Below are 17,506 nucleotides of genomic sequence, written 5' to 3'. Positions count from 1 at the left end.
ACTTTATCACTCATCGCTTTTCTCCTCTTTAACTTCATTTAAACTTGCTTCAATGTCTTTAATATCAGGTAAAGAAGATTTTAACTCCTCTGGCAATTCTCTTGTAATTTTATATTCACTGACACCAATAGGTTTTGAAATATCACGCAGAGAATATTCTACAATTGTTTTATCCTTTTCCTTACAAATCAAAATACCTATTGTTGGATTGTCTTTTTCTGTTTTAAATAATGAATCAACTGCTGAAATGTAAAAATTTAGTTTACCTGCATATTCAGGTTTAAATCTCCCGGTTTTTAATTCCACAACAATATAACAATGCAATTTTACATGGTAAAAAAGCAAATCTATGTAAAATTCTTCTTCTCCAACTTCAATTTTATATTGCCTTCCTAAAAAGGAAAAACCTGCTCCAAGTTCAAGGAGAAATTTTGTTAAATTCGTTAGTAAGTCATTTTCAAGTTCTTTTTCTGTGTAGTTTTCTCTTACTGCAAGGAAATCAAAACAGTATGGATCTTTTAACATCTCTTTTGCCAGATCTGATTGCGGTTTAGGTAATGTTTTATCAAAGTTTGTTATGGATTTTCCTGCTCGCTCGTATAGTCCACTTTCTATTTGATGGGTTAAAACTGACCTTGACCAGCTGTTTTCTATTGTTTTTTGAACATAAAACAATGCTTCTTCCGAATTTTTGCATTTTGTAATTATTACAAGATTATGCCCCCATGGTATTTGAGTAATTAGTGCAACAGCTTGTTGCACTTTTTTATCTCTAAATTGGGCAACAGCCTGCTGCCCAATTTCCTCAATGTTGCTCCAAAATAAGTACCATTGCCGAATATATTTCAAATTTCTTAAAGAAAATCCTTTTACCTCTGGGAATTCATTCATTAAATCTTTGCTTAATCTTTCAAGAAATTTATCTCCCCATTTTACCTCTTTCTGTTTGTCTGCAATCTCTTTTCCAAGCTCCCAGTAAAAATTTAGTAATTCACTATTTACTTTAACAGCTGCTTTTAATTGAACCTGTCTGAATTTTTCTTTTAAACTCTTTATCCATTCATTGTATTTTTTATCATTTTTCCATCCCGTTGAAATTTTATCATTCATTATCCTTCTTCCCTTTCAAATGAAATGAAATTCATTATTAAATTTACCAATTGCTCTTTTTGAGCAGGTGGACTTGCAGCTACAAGATAACACAGAGCCGTTAAAGTATTACTGTTAAATTTTTCAAATAATTCTTCTTTTGACATATTTTCATATAAAAACATTAAAAAGAGCAATGCACCAATTCGCTTGTTTCCATCAACAAAAGGATGATTTTTAATTATCAGATATAATAAATTGGCAGCCTTTTCTTCAAAGGTAGGATATAGCTCTTGTCCATCAAAGGTTTGATAAATTATATTCAATGCACTTTCAAAAAGCCCTCTGTCTCTTTCCTGACCAAAGACATCAGATGCTTCTCCTTTTTTTAAAAGATATTCTTTTAGTTCATTTATGGCGCTTTTTGCTTCTTCATAGTTTATTTTCTTCCTTTCCTTGTTGGTTTTCTCCGGTTTTATTTTCCCTGTGTCGTATTCTTCGATCCATTTCCACACAAGAGCGTATTTTTCAATAATTTCAAGCAGTCCTTTTACTTCTGAAGAAGAAAGAGAAGCTGTTCTAATATTTCCTTTTATGAATTTTACCGTTTTCTCAATTTCTTTAATGCGTTGTTCAGTGAGTTTTTTTTCATTAAGAGCGTATCCTTTTATGAGATAGTTTTTTAAAACCTGTGTTGCCCAGATTCTAAATTGAGTTGCTTTTTTGGAGTTCACTCGATAGCCAACGGCAATTATTACATCAAGGTTGTAATAGGTTATTCTTCTTTTAACTTTTCTTTTTCCTTCTAATTGAACTGTTTCCATTTTGGAAACAGTTGACTTCTCCTGTAGTTCACCTGATGAAAATATATTTTTTATATGTTTTGATATTGCTGCTTTTTTAACATCAAACAAGAAAGCAATCTGATTAAGGTTTAGCCAGATTGTCTCTTCTTTCAGTTGCACCTCGATTTTCTTGTCTTTATCCTGATAAATAATTAGTTCTTGACTGTTATTCATTTTCCTCTCTCAACTCTATTTTCTCTAAATTCTTAAGAATCAGTTTATTCAGCCTCTCTTCTTCTTTTAACTGCTCCATAAATTCCGCTTTTAGCTTTGTAAATCTTTCTTCAAAATCAAAGTCATCATTCTCTTCGGGGAGGCCAACATACCGACCGGGAGTTAAAACATAGTCAAGGTCTCTTACTTCTTCAAATTTTGCTGATTTGCAAAAGCCTTTTATATCTTCGTAATCTTCATCTTCTCTTTGCCATTTGTGGTAAGTATCAGCAATCTTTTTTATATCCTCTTCAGTTAAAACCCTTGTTCTTCTGTTTATGAGTTTTCCCATATCTCTGGCATCTATAAAAAGAATTTCCCGTTTGCGGGTAGTCTTGTTTTTACGGATAAACCATAAAGAGGCAGGTATTTGAGTATTCAGGAAAAGTTTTGGTGGCAGATTAACAATACAGTCAATAATATCGTCTTCTATCATGTTTTTTCTGATTTCATACTCAGCAGTTTGCTTCGTTGTAAGCGCACCTTTTGCAAGGACAAAGCCTGCTTTTCCATGTGGTGCAAGGTGAAAAATAAAGTGCTGTATCCAGGCATAATTGGCATTTCCAACCGGGGGTATGCCATATTTCCATCTAACATCTTTGCGCAATAAATCACCGCTCCAATCACTGTCGTTAAACGGTGGATTGGCAATAACAAAATCAGCTTTTAAATCTTTATGAGCATCGTTTAAAAATGAGCCTTCAGAATTCCACTTAACCTGCGAAGAGTCTATTCCTCTTATTGAAAGATTCATTTTACAAAGTCGCCATGTTGTGTAGTTGCTCTCTTGACCGTAAATTGAAATATCATTGATTCTTCCCTGATGCTCCTTTACAAACTTTTCAGACTGCACAAACATCCCACCTGAACCACAGCACGGGTCAAATACCCTCCCTTTGTTTGGCTCAAGCATTTCAACAAGAAGCTCAACAACACTTCTTGGAGTATAGAACTGACCTCCTTTTTTGCCTTCAGCAAGTGCAAACTGGCCTAAAAAGTATTCAAAAACATGGCCTAAAATATCAGCACTTCTCTCTTTTGCTTTGTCAAAAGCAATATTGCTAAAAAGATCAATTAGGCCACCAAGATTTATAGGGTCAATATTTGCTTTTGCATAACCTTTTGGTAAAACTCCTTTTAATGAAGGATTTTCTTTTTCAATTAGTTCCATTGCATCGTCAATGATTTTCCCAATTTCAGGATTTTTAGCATTTGCTTTTAAAAATTCCCATCTTGCTTTCTGTGGCACAAAAAACACATTTTCAGCTCTATATTCATCAACATCTTCAGGGTCAGCTCCTGCATACTCTCCTTCGCCTTTTTTAAGTTTTTCATATAAATTTTCAAAGGCATCTGAAATATATCTCAAGAAAATAAGACCTAAAACAATATGTTTATACTCTGCAGCATCAATGTTTTTTCTTAATTTGTCTGCTGCTTTCCAGAGTTGCTGCTCAAAAGATTCTGTATTATTCTTCTTTTTTGCCATAACTAAACCTCCCTAACCAATTTTTATTTTACCATAAATTCAATATAATTCATCATTTATTAAGATAAAATTAAAATTATTACGACAATTATAACGTAAGTTATATCTTAGTGAAGTAAACGTAGAGTTGGTCACAAATATTCTTAGAAGGGCATTAACACTTTATAATATGCAATGAAATCTCAATATTTCTAGGACTTATAATTAAACGTAAAAAAAAATTAAAAATTTATAAAAAACTAGTTGACTTTATTTGTTTGTTTTGTTATATGTTCAATCCCGTCAGGCGATGAAGCCAGACAGGAAAAAAGAGAGTGAGCCGTTAGCTCAGTAGGTAGAGCAACTGCCTTTTAAGCAGTGGGTCGCAGGTTCGAAGCCTGCACGGCTCACCATTATGTCCCCATCGTCTAGCCTGGCCTAGGACACCGGCCTTTCGAGCCGGTAACGGGGGTTCAAATCCCCCTGGGGACGTAATTGATGGGCGGTTAGCTCAGCTGGGAGAGCACCGGCCTTACAAGCCGGGGGTCGTAGGTTCAATCCCTGCACCGCCCATTTTTTATGGGGGCGTAGTTCAGTTTGGTTAGAACGCCGGCCTGTCGAGCCGGAGGTCGCGAGTTCGAGTCTCGTCGTCCCCGTATGAAAAGCCATCTCGGTAGGAACGAGGTGGCTTTTTTTATTTACAAATTATGTCCTTAAAGGTATATTTGTTTTATGAAAGTATTGACTACGAATAAAAAAGCATTTCATGATTATGAGATTATTGAAAAATATGAAGCTGGTATTGTTTTGAAGGGTACTGAAGTAAAGTCTGCTAAGAATGGCCGTATAAATTTGCGAGATTCTTTTATTAGAATAAAAGACGGTGAAGCTTTTTTACTAAATTGTCATATATCTCCATATGAACAGGGTAATATAATGAATCATGACCCAAAAAGGACTAGAAAACTTCTTTTGCATAAAAGAGAAATTGAACGTTTAGCTGGTAAAGTGCAAGAAAAAGGACTAACACTTGTTCCTCTCAAAGTGTATTTGAAAAACAATTTGGTAAAAATAGAAATAGCACTTGCTAAAGGTAAAAAACTTTATGATAAACGTGAAACAATTAAGAAAAAGGATTTGGAAAGAGAAATATCTCGAACTCTGAAAAATAAGTATAGAGTGAAATAGCTTGAAAAGAGTTAAATAAGATATAATTTTTATATATTAAGGGGGCGAAAGGTTTCGACGGGGAAAATGTAGGTTTAAGGCGCATGCCGAGGTCTGGCACCTCGTAAAACAGCCAGACAAAAATAGTTGCAAACGACGAACTTGCACTCGCTGCTTAATTAATGCAGTGACGTCCACACAGGGCTTGCCTGCGGTTCTGTGATGGGCGCCAACTTAGCAGGCTGGTCCAAGGCGACGCCTCTAAGCTTTGGACGAGAATTTAGAGGCTTGCTGCTGATTGGGCCTGCCTGTGGGCACATCAGCAGGACTTCAAAACACAGGCTAAGCATGTAGTGCCTTAAGCCGAAGTTTCCTCGGACGCGGGTTCGATTCCCGCCGCCTCCACCAAAATAAACTTTTAAAATCCGTATTAATTAAAAGATTTTAAAATTTAATTTCTGATGATTGACCATTAGTGGCAACTTAAGATATAAAGGTTTTACATAAATATTAAACAATGAGATGCCGCTTTTCAGCGGCAATTGTTAATTGTTGTAGATAGGGAAAGGCCCTCTAACTGAACCCCAAGGATTAACACGAAATTTAAATGTGTTTCCTACAGTATCTGTAACATTAATTTCATAAATTGTACCTCTAGGTACTCTGAATTTTTCTACTCCTTTTATTGTATATCCTTTGAAGTTAGCTTTAAGTATTTTTTCAACAGCATTTTTTGCATATTCTTCTGTTAATTGGTTTGTTGGACCATGAAAATTAACACCATAACTGTAACCTACACAATATCCTGGTCCATAACCTTGGCTTAAACCAAAACCTCTACCAAATCTAGACCCTTTGGCAAACACTAAAGTTGTACCAAAAACTAAGATTGTTGTTAAGATTATTAATTTTTTCATGATTGCACCTCCTTATATGTCTTTAATCTACGTTTTAATATAGAGCATAGTGTGTGCCAAGAAGGGTAAATTGATAAGTTGTTGATAATCTAGGTATATTTGATTTCGCAATGTTAATGAAATTGTGTAAAATTTACACAATTGTGTAGATTTTACACCGATGAAGACTGTGATTATTATTAATTTAAGTTTTTTAATTATTTATTTTTAAAATCTTTTAAAACAAGTTCTTTTAATTTTCTTTTTAACACTTTGCCTGTGGCTGTCATGGGTAATTCTTTAGCAAAAATTATTTTTCTTGGTAATTTATAGTTTGCAAGGTGTTCTTTAAGATAATTTTTTATATCTTTTTCTTTTAATTCTACTCCATCTGCTGGCATTATATAAGCAATAGGAACTTCTCCGCTTGCTTCATCTGGTATTCCTATTACTGCAGCTGCCTCAATTCCTGGGTATTGGTAGAGAAGCTCTTCTATTTCCCTCGGATATACATTAATTCCTTTTACAATTATTAAATCTTTTTTTCTATCGACAATATAAATAAAACCATCTTCATCCAATTTTGCCATATCTCCAGTGAATAACCAACCATTTCTTATTGCTTGAGCAGTTGCTTCTGGTAAATTCCAATATCCCTTCATAATATTTGGACCTTTTACAATCAATTCACCAATCTCACCTATAGGCAATTCTTCTTCTTCATCATTAACCACTTTTACCTCAACATCTGGTAAAGGAAGTCCTACAGAATAGGGTTTTTGCCATTCAATTCTGTTGGCAGAAACTACTGGAGATGCTTCAGAAAGTCCATATCCTTCAAGGATAGGTTTTCTAAATTTCTCTTTAAAAGTGTTTAAAATTTCTTCAGGCAAAGGTGCTCCACCACTTACATGTATCCTTACAGGATACAGAAATTTAATAAACCAATTTGGCAATTTAGCTTTTGAAAGCGCTGAGTAAACTTGTGGTACACCTAAGAAAAAAGTAGGTCTTTTAAAAAGAAGAATATTTTTAAATTTTTTACTTCTTAATTCCATAACAGAACGCAAAATAATAATTGAGCAACCAACAAAAGTAGGAAGTAGTACACAAGTTGTAAATGCATATGAATGAAACATTGGAAGAAAGAGTAGAAATCTGTCTCTAACATTTATTTTATAAGCTTGAGTTGTGCTATAACAATTGGAAAGAAGATTTTTATGGGATAACATTGCACCTTTTGGGTTACCAGTGGTTCCTGATGTGTATATTAGGACTGCTAAGTCCTCAGAATCAAAATCACAAGGCAGATTTTCATCGGATTCGTTGGTTATAAGTTCATTTAGGTTTACAGAATCAGGAGAAGAAAAATCGTAGGTTAATATATTTTCTAAAGATGTTGTATTGCTTTTTAAATATGGAAAAAGGTCTTTATAGTTTTCGGAAGTAATTAAAAATTTTACATTACAATCATTAAGGATATATGTAATTTCTTCTTCTTTTAAGAAATTATTTATAGGAACAGCAATTGCACCACATTTTGTGATTCCAAAAAATGAAAATATAAATTCGGGAGAGTTATCAAGAAGAATAGCTACTCTTTCACCTTTTTTCAAACCAAGACGAAGTAAAGCGTGAGCACATTTATTTGTAAGTTTATTTACTTGGTTATATGTATATTTTTGATTTTCAAAGAATAGATATTTTTTGTTTTTAAATTTTTTAGCATTTTTTGTTAGCATATCAGCAAGATTTTTAAATTCCACTATAACCCCCTATAAGGACTAATTCCTATTTCTTTAAAAACGTCAAAGAGTTTTGCGACTGGTAAACCTACTACATTTTCATAGCTACCTACAATTTTTTCAACTAGAAGACATCCCATACTTTGGATCCCATAAGCTCCTGCTTTATCAAAAGGTTCATCATTTTCTACATACCATTTTATTAAGTCGTCATTTAATTTTTTAAAATAAACATCAGTGATGTCATGAAACTGTTTTATGAACTTTACATTTTTATTAATTACCGCTACTCCAGTGATGACTTGATGTTTTTTGCCGCTTAGAAATTTTAACATTTCTATAGCGTTTTCTTTTGTTAGAGGTTTACCAAGTACCTTACCTTCACATACTACAACAGTATCTGCTCCGATTATAAATGCTTCATCGTAAATTCTGGCTACATCATACGCTTTCATAGTAGCAAGTCTTACAACTTCTTCCACGATATTTTTGTTATGGTTTAATTGTTCATCTATAGTGGAAGTAACGTACTGAAAGTTTATCCCAAGTTTTGATAATAATGCTCTTCGTCTGGGAGAACCACTAGCTAATATTACTTTTTGATACATTATATGCCTCAATAGTTATTTAAAATTTTTAAAATTTTATATGTTATAATTCCCGTCAACATACCCATAATGACAGATAACAATGAAAAATAAGGGAAAATCTTAAAAATTGCAAGATTTTTTATAAAAAGCTGTTTTGCTACAAAAAATTGGGTTAGAATGTGAAAAAATGCCCCTAAAGCTCCAGTGGATAGAGGAGAAGAATAGTTTTTGGTTAAAAAAAAGTAAGTATACATGATTAAAAATGAGGCAAACGAGGCTGGCATGCCAAGTGCAATTTTAACAATGACATTTCCTGTGAAAAAAGGGACAATTAATGATTTTAATGTAACTATTGCAAGGGAGTAGCTGAAACCTAATGTGTAAATAGATAACATTATACCTATATTACTTATACCGAGTTTTATTCCTGGAAACGGCAAAGGTATAAAATTTTCAAGATAACCAAGGATTACTGTTATAGCTGAAAAAATGGATAAAAGGGCTATCTTTTTATTTTGAGATAGCATCGTATTCATTTTCTTTACACTCAATTATTAATGCTACTTTATTAGGAATACAAACGGTAGCATCATTACAGTTGGATATCCAGCCTGTTTTAACACATGTTTGTAAGGGACAGTCAGATTTTAAAATGCGAGCTTTTTCTTTACTAATTTCAATTATGATGTTTTTATTAAAACTGTGTTTTAAGTTAATAGTTTTGTTTTTAAAAGGAAGTTTAATTTTTTTATCATTAACTAGCAGATATAGTTGTTTATTTCCAGTATTTTTTTTAAATAGTGGGTAGATGGATATGATTATAAGTAATATGATTACAATAAAATCAAGTGTCTTAATTTTCATAAGTTTCCCAAGAACATAGTTTAATAATTTTGTTATCAAGGGTGTAAACAAGGGTAGGGGTATTAAATCTTGAGCACAGGTTTTCTATTTCTTTCAAAGATAGCAAGAAAAAAAGAGTACTTAGTCCATCTGCCAATTCTGTAGTATTTGCTATGACAGATATACTTTTATAATTGTTGGCACTTTTACCTGTAGTGGCATCGAATATATGAATAATTTTTTTCCCATCTTTAGTAATGAAAAAGCGTTCGTAATTTCCACTGGTAACAACAGCCTTATTTGAAACATTTACAATACTTAAAAAACTATTTTCTGTATCAGGATGTTTTATTGCTATACGCCATTTATTACCATTCTTTAGGCCGAGTGCAAAAAGATCTCCGCCAGCGTCCACGATGGCACTTTCAATACCGTTTTTTTTCAATAATTCGATTGCTTCATCTACTATATACCCTTTTGCATAGGCTCCCATATCGATTTTAAGGTTAGTTAATTTAATTATATGATTTCTATTAAGTTGTATATTTTTTAAACCAATCATTTTCATGGCATTGTCTATGTTTTTATTTGAAGGTATTTTAAAAGGTCCTTCTGGAAAACCGTACAGAGATGTAAGAGTATATATACTAATATCAAACTTATGTTTTGAAATATTGTAAAAGAATTGAGCTTTTTTCAATAGATTGTAAATTTCATCATCAATTACTATTTTAGTGTAAATAGGAGATGAGTTGAATTTATTATAGAAGCTGTTAATTTTATCTTCTTTCTTTTTTATGAATTTGTATGTTATGTTAAAAAAATTATTTTTTGATTTAGGTAGTGTAATATTTAAGATTGTTCCAAGCACATAAAAACTGTTGGTTTCATAATTACTTTGGTTTGAACAAGAGATTATCAATAAAGTTATAAAACAAAGTAAAGCTTTTCTGAACACTCTGGACATATTGGCTCATTTATATGACATTTTGTTTGATAATAATTACGTTCAATCAAAAGTTGATTACATTTTGGACAGAAGGTATCCGTTGTATTTTGTATTTGAGCATTTCCTATATAGACATATTTTAAATGCTTTTTTGCAATTTTATAAAAATTTCTTAATGTTTCAAGCGGTGTAGATGGTTCTTTGAATTTGTAATTTGGAAAATATTTCGAGATATGCAATGGTATATTATCGCTTATATCTGCAATCCACCTACACATCTCATCAAAACTATCAATGTCATCATTTTTGTTTGTTATTATAAGATTTGTTAGCTCTATATGGGTTCCTTTTTTGAATAGCAGTTCAATAGTATTTAGTGTAGTGGTTAAATCACCATTAATCCATTTATAAAAATGGTTTGTAAATCCTTTAATGTCAATGTTAGCTGCATCAATATATGGAGCTAATTCCATCAAAGGTTCATAATTTATTTGTCCATTTGTGACAAAAACATTTTTCAATCCTGCGTTATTAAAAACTTTTGCACAATCAAGGATAAATTCATAGCAGATAAAAGGCTCATTGTAGGTATATGCGATGCCTATAGAATTATGCATGATAGCAAATTTTTTCAAAAGATCAGGATTTATTATTTTCCTATTTGTTATGGTTGTTGCTATTTGCCAATTTTGACAAAATGGACATTTAAGGTTACATCCATTCGTACCTATTGATAAAATGCTTGATGAAGGGTAGAAATGGTATAAAGGTTTTTTTTCTATAGGATCAATAGCTATTGAGCTCACTTCATTATATGAAGTTTGATAAAGAATACCTTTTTCGTTTTTTCTTATAAGACATAATCCTGTTTTGCCATCTTTTATTATACAATTATGGGGACAGAGTGTACATTGTACTTTGTTTTCAGGTAATTTTTCATAAAATTTTGCTTCTACGATCATCGATCTCTTTTGATAACGTATTCACTTAAAAAAAGAAGAGCGTCTTTATACTTAGAATCTGGAAATATATCTAATTTAGTTTTAGCATCATTAATGAAACTATCCACATAATTTTCTGCTTTTTGTTTGATTTTGTATTTATTAAGAAGATCAATTATATAACTTAGATTTTTGTCAGAGTTGTTTTCGTCAAGAATTATTTCGTGGAGCATCTTTTTTTCTTCATCTGTGGCTATGTCTCTTAAAAGTAACAAAGGAAGGGTCATTTTACCTTCTCTTAAATCAGTACCTGGTTTTTTGCCAGTTTTTTCTTCTTCGCCAAGATAATCCAAAATATCATCACTCATTTGGAATGCAATACCTACGAGCCTACCAAATTCTTTTAAGTTTTTTCTTTCTTTAAAAGATGTTTTTGCAAGTACTGCTCCTATTTCACAACAGCTTGAGAAAAGAACTGCTGTTTTGCAGTATATGATTTTTAAATAATCTTCCATAGTTAAATCGAAGTTTGCCGTTTTAACTAATTGAAACACTTCACCTTCACTCATTGTTTTGGCAGCAGTGGCAAGGATCATCTGTACATCACTGTCGCCATCTTTAACAAGATTGACGAAAGCTCTTGAGTAAAGAAAATCCCCGCATAATACTGTTATATCATTTCCAAAAACGTTATTGGCAGATTTTTTACCTCTTCTGTATTTTGCCCCATCAATAACGTCATCATGAAGTAAAGTAGCAGTATGGATATACTCAACAACTCCACTTAAAGTAGTAGCACGTTTTCCTTCATAGCCTGCTAATTTGGAAGAGAGAATTAAAAATATTGGACGAAGTCTTTTACCCCCACTTCTAAAAACGTAGGATGCTACTTCATTGACCATTTGCACTTCAGAATCGAGGTTCTTAAGCAATTCTTCTTCTACTTCTTTTATATCATCTTTGACAAGTTCCATGACTTCATTTAATGTCATTTTAACCCTCTTCATCAAACTCTTAGTTTCTCGTAAATACGAGCATAATTATCTTATTGAAATGTTTGTTTAAATTATATATCTTAAAAAAACGTAACAGTAAATTAAAATTTAATTATCAAAAATTTTAAAAGGTGATAATTATGAATTTTACACAAATAGAAGGGGATTATCTTACTTTTTTAAAGCTTTTTGATGGGTTAGATATTGAAACTGGGTATGGTTTAAATGCATGTGATATATCATTCAATGACTATATAACTGCAAGACACTTAGCTGATAAAAAAAATTTTAAAAGGGTTTATGTCGTTAGTAAAGAGAGAATGCAAAATTATAAAAATACTATTCCTCTGAGATATGAGGTAAATCTTGCTTATACACTCTCTAAAGTAAAAGTAGATTTTATATTATCTGTATGTGGCACATTTAATTTTCAGCCATTGTACGATGTTATTTATGCTATTAATTTGAGCTTAAATGTTGGTGGGAAATTTTTATTGGTTGTGTATCCTCAGGTATATGGTAGAAATGGTAAGAATGTTCTTGAAGTTTTAAGTGCTGGGAGTGAAATACCTGTTTATGAAAAATTAAAGAGATGGTATTCTTCTCTAAAAAATGGTCTAAGCAACATTTTTATTAATTTGAAGGAAGATGAAATTATTCAAGATATCAGTATGGATGAACTTAAAAAATTTTTTGCATTGAACAATTTTAAACCTTATTTGTTTAAAACTGATAATGAATATACAAAGTTTTTCAAATTTCTTGATAGAGTTGATTCGGAATTTTATTTTATCTGGAAAGTGATTACAGGTATGAAAATTTAGTATTGGAGGTTATCATGGAATATATTAATACCTCAAGAGCACCAAAAGCTATTGGACCTTATTCTCAGGCTGTTAAAATTGGAAATATGCTTTTTGTCTCAGGGCAGATACCGATAGATCCTTCAACCAATGAAATTTTAAATTCAGATATTGAATCTGAAGTAAGTTTGGTTTTGAATAATCTTGTAAAAATTGTTGAAGATGCAGGTTTTTCTTTGTATGACATCGCAAAAGTAACAATTTATCTAAAAAATATGAACGATTTTGCTAAAATAAATGAAGTTTATGCAAAAGTTTTTGATAGTCACAGACCTGCAAGAGCGGTGATTGAAGTCTCAAGATTACCAAAAGATGTAAATGTTGAAATAGATGCTATATGTATAAAGGGGGGTAGGGAATGATAAAGATTGGTTTTGTTGGTTTTGGTAAGCTTGGGGCTGCGATGGTGGAAAATCTATTAAGCCACAAAGTGGAAATAGTGGGGTGGAACAGAACAAAGGAGAAAATGGAAAAATATGATATTATAAAAAAGGATTTGCCTTATCAGATATGGGATGAGGGCATAGATATAGTTGTTTTAAATCTTTACGATAGTGAAAGTGTAAAAGAGGTACTGTTTAGTGAAAAAGGACTTTTTTCTAAAAGTATTGAAGGTAAAATTGTGATTGACACAACTACTAATCATTTTAAAGATGTAGAAGAGATTGCTGATAAAGTAGAATCTAGTAGAAATTTTTATGTGGAAACTCCCATAATTGGTAGTGTTGTTCCAGCAAAGAGTGGTTCGCTTACAGTTCTAGCTGGGTGTAAAAAAGTGATTTTTGATAAGGTGGAGCATATTTTGTCCCTTTTTGGAAACAAAGTATTTCATTTTGAACAAGTTGGCGTGGCTACAAGATTTAAACTTGTAAATAATATGGTGCTTGGGAATTTTATGGCAGTGTTGAAAGAGGCTATACGTGTATGTGAATTTATGGGTATGGATAGGAAACTTGCTATCGAATTGTTAGAGAATGGAGCAGGTGATAGCCTTGTTTTAAGAGGTAAAAAATTGAAGATTCTTGAAAAAGATTATGATCCTCATTTTGATGTGGATACATTAATAAAAGATCTTGAGTGTTATTATGACCTTGCAAGAGATGTAGGTTTTCCTTCAATTATGTCATCAATGGTTAAAGAGTTGTATAGGGCGCTTAGTATAACTGGTAAGGGTGATAAAGATTTTTCTGCTATTGTGGATGAATTATATTGACAATGTACTAATAATTTTATAAATAATTAATCTGATGCGGGCGTAGCTCACCTGGTAGAGCGCAAGCTTCCCAAGCTTGAGGTAGCGGGTTCGAGCCCCGTCGCCCGCTTTATGATTTCCAATAGTTATTAAGAAGTTATGAAATCTCGGTGTTGTAGTCTAGATAGTTTTCTGATAATATTCATTTTTCACATAAAATAGTAGTTTGCTATAAACTTTGAGAGTATTGTACAGTAATATATCTAAAACATGTAATTTGCTGATGTTTAATGAATTGTTTTCTCTTTTATACTCCTTACAATATCGAAAAGAGAAGCTGTCATTGTTAGCGAAACAATCTTTGTGTTAACAAAGCGTTAGTACAGATTTATCTTGATATAAAGCAATGAAAAAGTCAGGTGAAACCTGACTTTTTCATTTTATTAATTTTTGAATTTCTTTAAATTCTTTTGCATCAGAACGTTCTAGTAGCTGAAATAATACAGTTTCAACTATGGTTATTTTGGCGCCAGCATCTCTCATATATTGTAAACCAAATTTCCAGTTGTCTTTAAATCGTGAACATACCGCGTCAGCTACTGTAAAGACGTTGTATTGATTTTCGATGAGATCAATAGCAGTTTGTAAAACGCAAATATGAGCTTCCATTCCCGTAAGAATGACACTTTTTTTCCCGGTAGCTTTTAATTTTGTTAAAAATGTTTGTTCTTTACAACATGAAAATGTAAGTTTTTCGATATGACAGTCAGTTAAGTGCTGCTTTAGTTCGCTTATAGTTTCACCCAACCCTTTAGTATATTGTTGGGTGTAAATAACAGGAATGTTCAATATTTTGGATGCTTCAAGAAGAATTTTTACATTTTTTTTGATTTTTTCATAAACTTTTTCTGGCATCGCTTTAACAAGTTTTTCTTGAATATCCACAATGACTAAAACTGCATCATCTCTTTTTAAAGTGTACATATGTCCTCCTTTTTAATTTATAAATTTTCTTAAAACATATGGAAGAATTCCACCATGTTTGAAATAGGTAACTTCTGTTTCAGTATCGAGTCGTACTACACATTCAAACTCAATTCTATTGTAATCAGGTTTTTCTGCAGTTATCCATACTTTTTTTTGTGGATAAAGGTTTTTGATTCCAGTAATATTTATTATTTCATTTCCTTTAATTCCTAGTTTTTCATAACTATCACCTGGTAAAAATTGTATAGGTAGAACACCCATGCCTATTAAGTTACTTCTATGTATTCTTTCAAAAGATTCTGCTATTACAGCCTTTATACCAAGTAATTTTGTGCCTTTTGCTGCCCAGTCTCTAGATGACCCCGTTCCGTACTCTTTGCCTGCAAATATTACTAAAGGTATATTTTCCTCCATATATTTCATAGCTGCATCATATATAAACATTTCTTTATTTTCTGGAAACTTTATTGTAAAACTACCTTCCTTTGGAGAAACGATCTTATTTTTGATTCTAACATTTCCAAAGGTGCCTCTCATCATAATTTCGTGATTGCCTCTTCTGGAACCATAGGTATTAAATTCATTAGTAGAGACCCCCATTTCTTTTAAGTATTTACCTGCAGGGTAATCTATTTTTATTGTACCTGCAGGAGATATGTGATCTGTGGTAACTGAATCACCTAGTAATAAAAGTATTCTTGCATTTTTAATATCATTAGGTTCTTTAACTGTTAGTTTGAAGTCATTAAAAAATGGTGGTTTTTTTATGTATGTAGAGTTTTCATTCCAATGAAAAGTTGGAGAAAATTTGACTTGTAAATTTTGCCAATTATGATCGCCATGAAATATTTTTTCATATTCTTTTTTATATTCGTTTGAAGTAATTACTTTAGAAATTAATTTTTCGATTTCTTTGTTGGATGGCCAAATATCCTGTAGAAATATGGGTCTATTGTTTGGGTCGTATCCTAAGGGTTCTTTGTCAAAATCGATATCGATTCTTCCTGCAATTGCGTAAGCTACAACTAAGATAGGAGAAGCTAAAAAGTTTGCTCTAACTTTATTATGGATTCTTGCTTCAAAATTTCTGTTACCTGATAAGACGGATACTACAGATAACTCCCCTTTATCAATAGCTTCTTCTACTTCTTTTATTAATGGCCCACTATTACCGATACAGGTTGTACAGCCATAAGCAGTTATATGAAACTTGAGTGCTTCTAAGTATGGTAAAAGTTCCGATTTCTTGAGATATTTTGATACTACCTTTGAACCAGGAGCTAAAGATGTTTTAACGTAAGGTTTAACTTGAAGTCCATATTCTACAGCTTTTTTAGCAAGCAGTGCTGCTCCAAGCATTACACTTGGATTTGATGTATTGGTGCATGAGGTAATCGCTGCAATAACAACAGTGCCGTCTTTAATAGTGAATTTTTCATCGCTTATGGTAATTTCAACTTTTTTCTTATTATTGTTTAATATTTGTTTAAATTTATCTTTTATGCCAGATAAAAATATTTTATCATGAGGTTTTGATGGTCCTGCAATGGATGGTTTTACTTTGGATAAGTCAAATTCTAAAACATTAGAGTAGATTATATTGTTCCAATTGTCTGCAAATAGTAAATTTTGTTTTGTATAGTTTATCAAGATTTTTGCTTCATTTTCTCTGTTTGTTAAGATAAGATATTCTGCAGTTTTTTCATCCATAGGGAAGTATGAAATTGTGGAGCCGCTTTCTGGACTCATGTTAGAGATAGTTGCTCTATCAGGGACTGAAAGTTCTTTTATACCATCACCAAAAAACTCTACAAATTTTTCGACTACACCATATTTTCTTAAAAACTTAGTTATATTTAGTGCTAAGTCTGTGGAGGTTACCCCTGGATTAAGTTTTCCAGTAAGGTTTATTCCGATTACCTGTGGTATACTCATATAGTAAGGTTGGCCAAGTATAACTGCTTCAGCTTCAATCCCTCCTACTCCCCAGGATAAAACGCCAATACCGTTTACCATAGGTGTGTGGGAGTCAGTACCTACTACAGTATCGGGAAAAGTAAAAAGCTTACCATCTGATTTGGATAATTTAATAGGTTTAGATAAAAACTCTAGATTAACCTGGTGGCATATTCCATTATTTGGAGGGATGACATTGAAATTATCAAAGCTGAGTTGTCCCCATTTTAAAACTTGGTATCTTTCACTATTTCTTTCGTATTCTTTTTCTATGTTTAATCTCAAAGAATCTTTTGTCCCAAAAAAATCAACTTGAATTGAATAATCTATGATTAGATCAACGCGAATGTTAGGATTAATATTTTCAGGATTTTTACCCAATTTTTTTGCGGTATCTCTCATAGCTGCAATATCGACCACAACTGGGATTCCTGTGAAATCTTGCATTAAAACCCTTGATGGGAAATAAGGGATTTCTATCTTTTCTTTACAAAGGGGATCATAATTTAGTAGATAATCAATATGGGTATTGTTAGCAATATTTTCATCAAAATTTCTTAATAAATTTTCTAAAAGAATTCGTATTGTGAAAGGTAATTTTTCTACTTTTGCATTAACATTTAATTTTTTTAAATCTATAAATAAAGCTTTATGGTTAAGGAAAACTGTTTCACTTATCAGGTTTTGTTTTTTGTACATAATTGATCATCTTCCAAAACTTTTTACTTTATTATAACATTATGATGTTCAAATATCAATTGACTCCT

The 17,506-nt window shown here is 32.0% G+C and carries 17 protein-coding genes, 5 tRNA genes and 1 other RNA gene; 10 read left to right on the top strand and 13 right to left on the bottom strand.

Going from position 1 to position 17,506, the window contains the following annotated elements; all coding sequences use genetic code 11:
* Window positions 1–6: 6 nt before the first annotated feature.
* From OWK30_RS05455 to OWK30_RS05445, 3 genes are read right to left on the bottom strand one after another with little or no spacing between them, the layout of a single operon-like run.
* A complete protein-coding gene (locus OWK30_RS05455; protein ID WP_423324340.1) occupies window positions 7–1,110 on the bottom strand; it encodes a PDDEXK nuclease domain-containing protein in 1,104 nt (367 codons plus the stop codon).
* Window positions 1,110–2,108, bottom strand: coding sequence for a virulence RhuM family protein/type II toxin-antitoxin system death-on-curing family toxin (locus OWK30_RS05450; protein ID WP_423324338.1), 999 nt, complete (start codon window positions 2,106–2,108; stop codon window positions 1,110–1,112). Before OWK30_RS05450 ends, OWK30_RS05455 begins: the two co-directional genes overlap by 1 nt.
* Window positions 2,101–3,636: a type I restriction-modification system subunit M gene (locus tag OWK30_RS05445; RefSeq protein WP_423324336.1), complete on the bottom strand. Its 1,536-nt coding sequence runs from the start codon at window positions 3,634–3,636 to the stop codon at window positions 2,101–2,103. The genes OWK30_RS05450 and OWK30_RS05445 overlap by 8 nt, the downstream gene beginning before the upstream one ends.
* A gap of 316 nt (window positions 3,637–3,952) precedes the next feature.
* Between OWK30_RS05445 and OWK30_RS05440 the strand changes: the two genes are divergently transcribed.
* The 6 genes from OWK30_RS05440 (at window position 3,953) to ssrA (ending at window position 5,190) form a co-directional block, all read left to right on the top strand.
* Window positions 3,953–4,028 (top strand) — tRNA-Lys (locus OWK30_RS05440).
* A gap of 4 nt (window positions 4,029–4,032) precedes the next feature.
* Window positions 4,033–4,107 (top strand) — tRNA-Glu (locus OWK30_RS05435).
* Between the two features lie 8 nt (window positions 4,108–4,115).
* Window positions 4,116–4,188: transfer RNA gene (locus OWK30_RS05430), tRNA-Val, on the top strand.
* A gap of 8 nt (window positions 4,189–4,196) precedes the next feature.
* A tRNA-Asp gene (locus OWK30_RS05425) sits at window positions 4,197–4,271 on the top strand.
* Between the two features lie 76 nt (window positions 4,272–4,347).
* A complete protein-coding gene (gene smpB, locus OWK30_RS05420) occupies window positions 4,348–4,803 on the top strand; it encodes an SsrA-binding protein SmpB (RefSeq protein ID WP_423324334.1) in 456 nt (151 codons plus the stop codon).
* Between the two features lie 40 nt (window positions 4,804–4,843).
* Window positions 4,844–5,190: a transfer-messenger RNA gene (gene ssrA / locus OWK30_RS05415) on the top strand.
* A 137-nt stretch (window positions 5,191–5,327) separates the two neighbouring features.
* On the opposite strand, the gene OWK30_RS05410 is transcribed toward ssrA, so the two are convergent.
* From OWK30_RS05410 to OWK30_RS05375, 8 genes are all read right to left on the bottom strand, one after another.
* Complete coding sequence (locus OWK30_RS05410; RefSeq protein WP_423324332.1) at window positions 5,328–5,699, bottom strand: PepSY domain-containing protein; 372 nt, start codon at window positions 5,697–5,699, stop codon at window positions 5,328–5,330.
* Window positions 5,700–5,896: 197 nt separating this feature from the next.
* Window positions 5,897–7,444, bottom strand: a complete 1,548-nt coding sequence (locus OWK30_RS05405; RefSeq protein WP_423324330.1) for a fatty acid--CoA ligase — start codon at window positions 7,442–7,444, stop codon at window positions 5,897–5,899.
* A complete protein-coding gene (locus OWK30_RS05400) occupies window positions 7,444–8,031 on the bottom strand; it encodes a Maf family protein (RefSeq protein ID WP_423324328.1) in 588 nt (195 codons plus the stop codon). Before OWK30_RS05400 ends, OWK30_RS05405 begins: the two co-directional genes overlap by 1 nt.
* An 8-nt stretch (window positions 8,032–8,039) precedes the next feature.
* Window positions 8,040–8,549, bottom strand: coding sequence for a Gx transporter family protein (locus tag OWK30_RS05395; RefSeq protein WP_423324326.1), 510 nt, complete (start codon window positions 8,547–8,549; stop codon window positions 8,040–8,042).
* A complete protein-coding gene (locus OWK30_RS05390; protein ID WP_423324325.1) occupies window positions 8,524–8,877 on the bottom strand; it encodes a NusG domain II-containing protein in 354 nt (117 codons plus the stop codon). Before OWK30_RS05390 ends, OWK30_RS05395 begins: the two co-directional genes overlap by 26 nt.
* A complete protein-coding gene (locus tag OWK30_RS05385; RefSeq protein ID WP_423324323.1) occupies window positions 8,867–9,823 on the bottom strand; it encodes an FAD:protein FMN transferase in 957 nt (318 codons plus the stop codon). The genes OWK30_RS05390 and OWK30_RS05385 overlap by 11 nt, the downstream gene beginning before the upstream one ends.
* Window positions 9,784–10,767, bottom strand: coding sequence for an AmmeMemoRadiSam system radical SAM enzyme (amrS, locus tag OWK30_RS05380; RefSeq protein ID WP_423324321.1), 984 nt, complete (start codon window positions 10,765–10,767; stop codon window positions 9,784–9,786). The genes OWK30_RS05385 and amrS overlap by 40 nt, the downstream gene beginning before the upstream one ends.
* Complete coding sequence (locus OWK30_RS05375) at window positions 10,764–11,738, bottom strand: polyprenyl synthetase family protein (RefSeq protein ID WP_423324319.1); 975 nt, start codon at window positions 11,736–11,738, stop codon at window positions 10,764–10,766. Before OWK30_RS05375 ends, amrS begins: the two co-directional genes overlap by 4 nt.
* 143 nt (window positions 11,739–11,881) lie before the next feature.
* On the opposite strand from OWK30_RS05375, the gene OWK30_RS05370 reads away from it, so the two are divergent.
* From OWK30_RS05370 to OWK30_RS05355, 4 genes are all read left to right on the top strand, one after another.
* Window positions 11,882–12,565 (top strand): hypothetical protein, encoded by a 684-nt coding sequence (locus OWK30_RS05370; RefSeq protein ID WP_423324317.1) that lies wholly within the window; start codon window positions 11,882–11,884, stop codon window positions 12,563–12,565.
* A gap of 14 nt (window positions 12,566–12,579) precedes the next feature.
* Window positions 12,580–12,966: a RidA family protein gene (locus OWK30_RS05365; protein ID WP_423324315.1), complete on the top strand. Its 387-nt coding sequence runs from the start codon at window positions 12,580–12,582 to the stop codon at window positions 12,964–12,966.
* Window positions 12,963–13,817 carry an NAD(P)-dependent oxidoreductase gene (locus OWK30_RS05360; protein WP_423324313.1) on the top strand — a complete coding sequence of 285 codons (855 nt, stop codon included), beginning with the start codon at window positions 12,963–12,965 and terminating at the stop codon, window positions 13,815–13,817. Before OWK30_RS05365 ends, OWK30_RS05360 begins: the two co-directional genes overlap by 4 nt.
* A gap of 36 nt (window positions 13,818–13,853) precedes the next feature.
* A tRNA-Gly gene (locus OWK30_RS05355) sits at window positions 13,854–13,926 on the top strand.
* A gap of 305 nt (window positions 13,927–14,231) precedes the next feature.
* Here OWK30_RS05355 and OWK30_RS05350 read toward each other — a convergent pair.
* Together OWK30_RS05350 and acnA are read right to left on the bottom strand one after the other, a co-directional pair.
* Window positions 14,232–14,780: a hydrolase gene (locus OWK30_RS05350; RefSeq protein ID WP_423324311.1), complete on the bottom strand. Its 549-nt coding sequence runs from the start codon at window positions 14,778–14,780 to the stop codon at window positions 14,232–14,234.
* A 12-nt stretch (window positions 14,781–14,792) separates the two neighbouring features.
* Window positions 14,793–17,438, bottom strand: a complete 2,646-nt coding sequence (gene acnA / locus OWK30_RS05345; RefSeq protein ID WP_423324309.1) for an aconitate hydratase AcnA — start codon at window positions 17,436–17,438, stop codon at window positions 14,793–14,795.
* Window positions 17,439–17,506 lie beyond the last annotated feature (68 nt).

The organism is Deferribacter abyssi (assembly GCF_049472655.1).
GTDB lineage: Bacteria > Chrysiogenota > Deferribacteres > Deferribacterales > Deferribacteraceae > Deferribacter > Deferribacter abyssi.
This window is presented reverse-complemented; position numbering and strand designations above follow the sequence as displayed.

Excerpts from the sequence above, each read along its gene's own strand:
- OWK30_RS05455 (WP_423324340.1), bottom strand. The coding sequence starts at position 1,110 with ATGAATGATAAAATTTCAACGGGATGGAAAAATGATAAAAAATACAAT.
- OWK30_RS05450 (WP_423324338.1), bottom strand. The coding sequence starts at position 2,108 with ATGAATAACAGTCAAGAACTAATTATTTATCAGGATAAAGACAAGAAA.
- OWK30_RS05445 (WP_423324336.1), bottom strand. The coding sequence starts at position 3,636 with ATGGCAAAAAAGAAGAATAATACAGAATCTTTTGAGCAGCAACTCTGG.
- smpB (WP_423324334.1), top strand. The coding sequence starts at position 4,348 with ATGAAAGTATTGACTACGAATAAAAAAGCATTTCATGATTATGAGATT.
- OWK30_RS05410 (WP_423324332.1), bottom strand. The coding sequence starts at position 5,699 with ATGAAAAAATTAATAATCTTAACAACAATCTTAGTTTTTGGTACAACT.
- OWK30_RS05400 (WP_423324328.1), bottom strand. The coding sequence starts at position 8,031 with ATGTATCAAAAAGTAATATTAGCTAGTGGTTCTCCCAGACGAAGAGCA.
- OWK30_RS05395 (WP_423324326.1), bottom strand. The coding sequence starts at position 8,549 with ATGAATACGATGCTATCTCAAAATAAAAAGATAGCCCTTTTATCCATT.
- OWK30_RS05390 (WP_423324325.1), bottom strand. The coding sequence starts at position 8,877 with ATGAAAATTAAGACACTTGATTTTATTGTAATCATATTACTTATAATC.
- OWK30_RS05385 (WP_423324323.1), bottom strand. The coding sequence starts at position 9,823 with ATGTCCAGAGTGTTCAGAAAAGCTTTACTTTGTTTTATAACTTTATTG.
- amrS (WP_423324321.1), bottom strand. The coding sequence starts at position 10,767 with ATGATCGTAGAAGCAAAATTTTATGAAAAATTACCTGAAAACAAAGTA.
- OWK30_RS05375 (WP_423324319.1), bottom strand. The coding sequence starts at position 11,738 with ATGACATTAAATGAAGTCATGGAACTTGTCAAAGATGATATAAAAGAA.
- OWK30_RS05370 (WP_423324317.1), top strand. The coding sequence starts at position 11,882 with ATGAATTTTACACAAATAGAAGGGGATTATCTTACTTTTTTAAAGCTT.
- OWK30_RS05365 (WP_423324315.1), top strand. The coding sequence starts at position 12,580 with ATGGAATATATTAATACCTCAAGAGCACCAAAAGCTATTGGACCTTAT.
- OWK30_RS05360 (WP_423324313.1), top strand. The coding sequence starts at position 12,963 with ATGATAAAGATTGGTTTTGTTGGTTTTGGTAAGCTTGGGGCTGCGATG.
- OWK30_RS05350 (WP_423324311.1), bottom strand. The coding sequence starts at position 14,780 with ATGTACACTTTAAAAAGAGATGATGCAGTTTTAGTCATTGTGGATATT.
- acnA (WP_423324309.1), bottom strand. The coding sequence starts at position 17,438 with ATGTACAAAAAACAAAACCTGATAAGTGAAACAGTTTTCCTTAACCAT.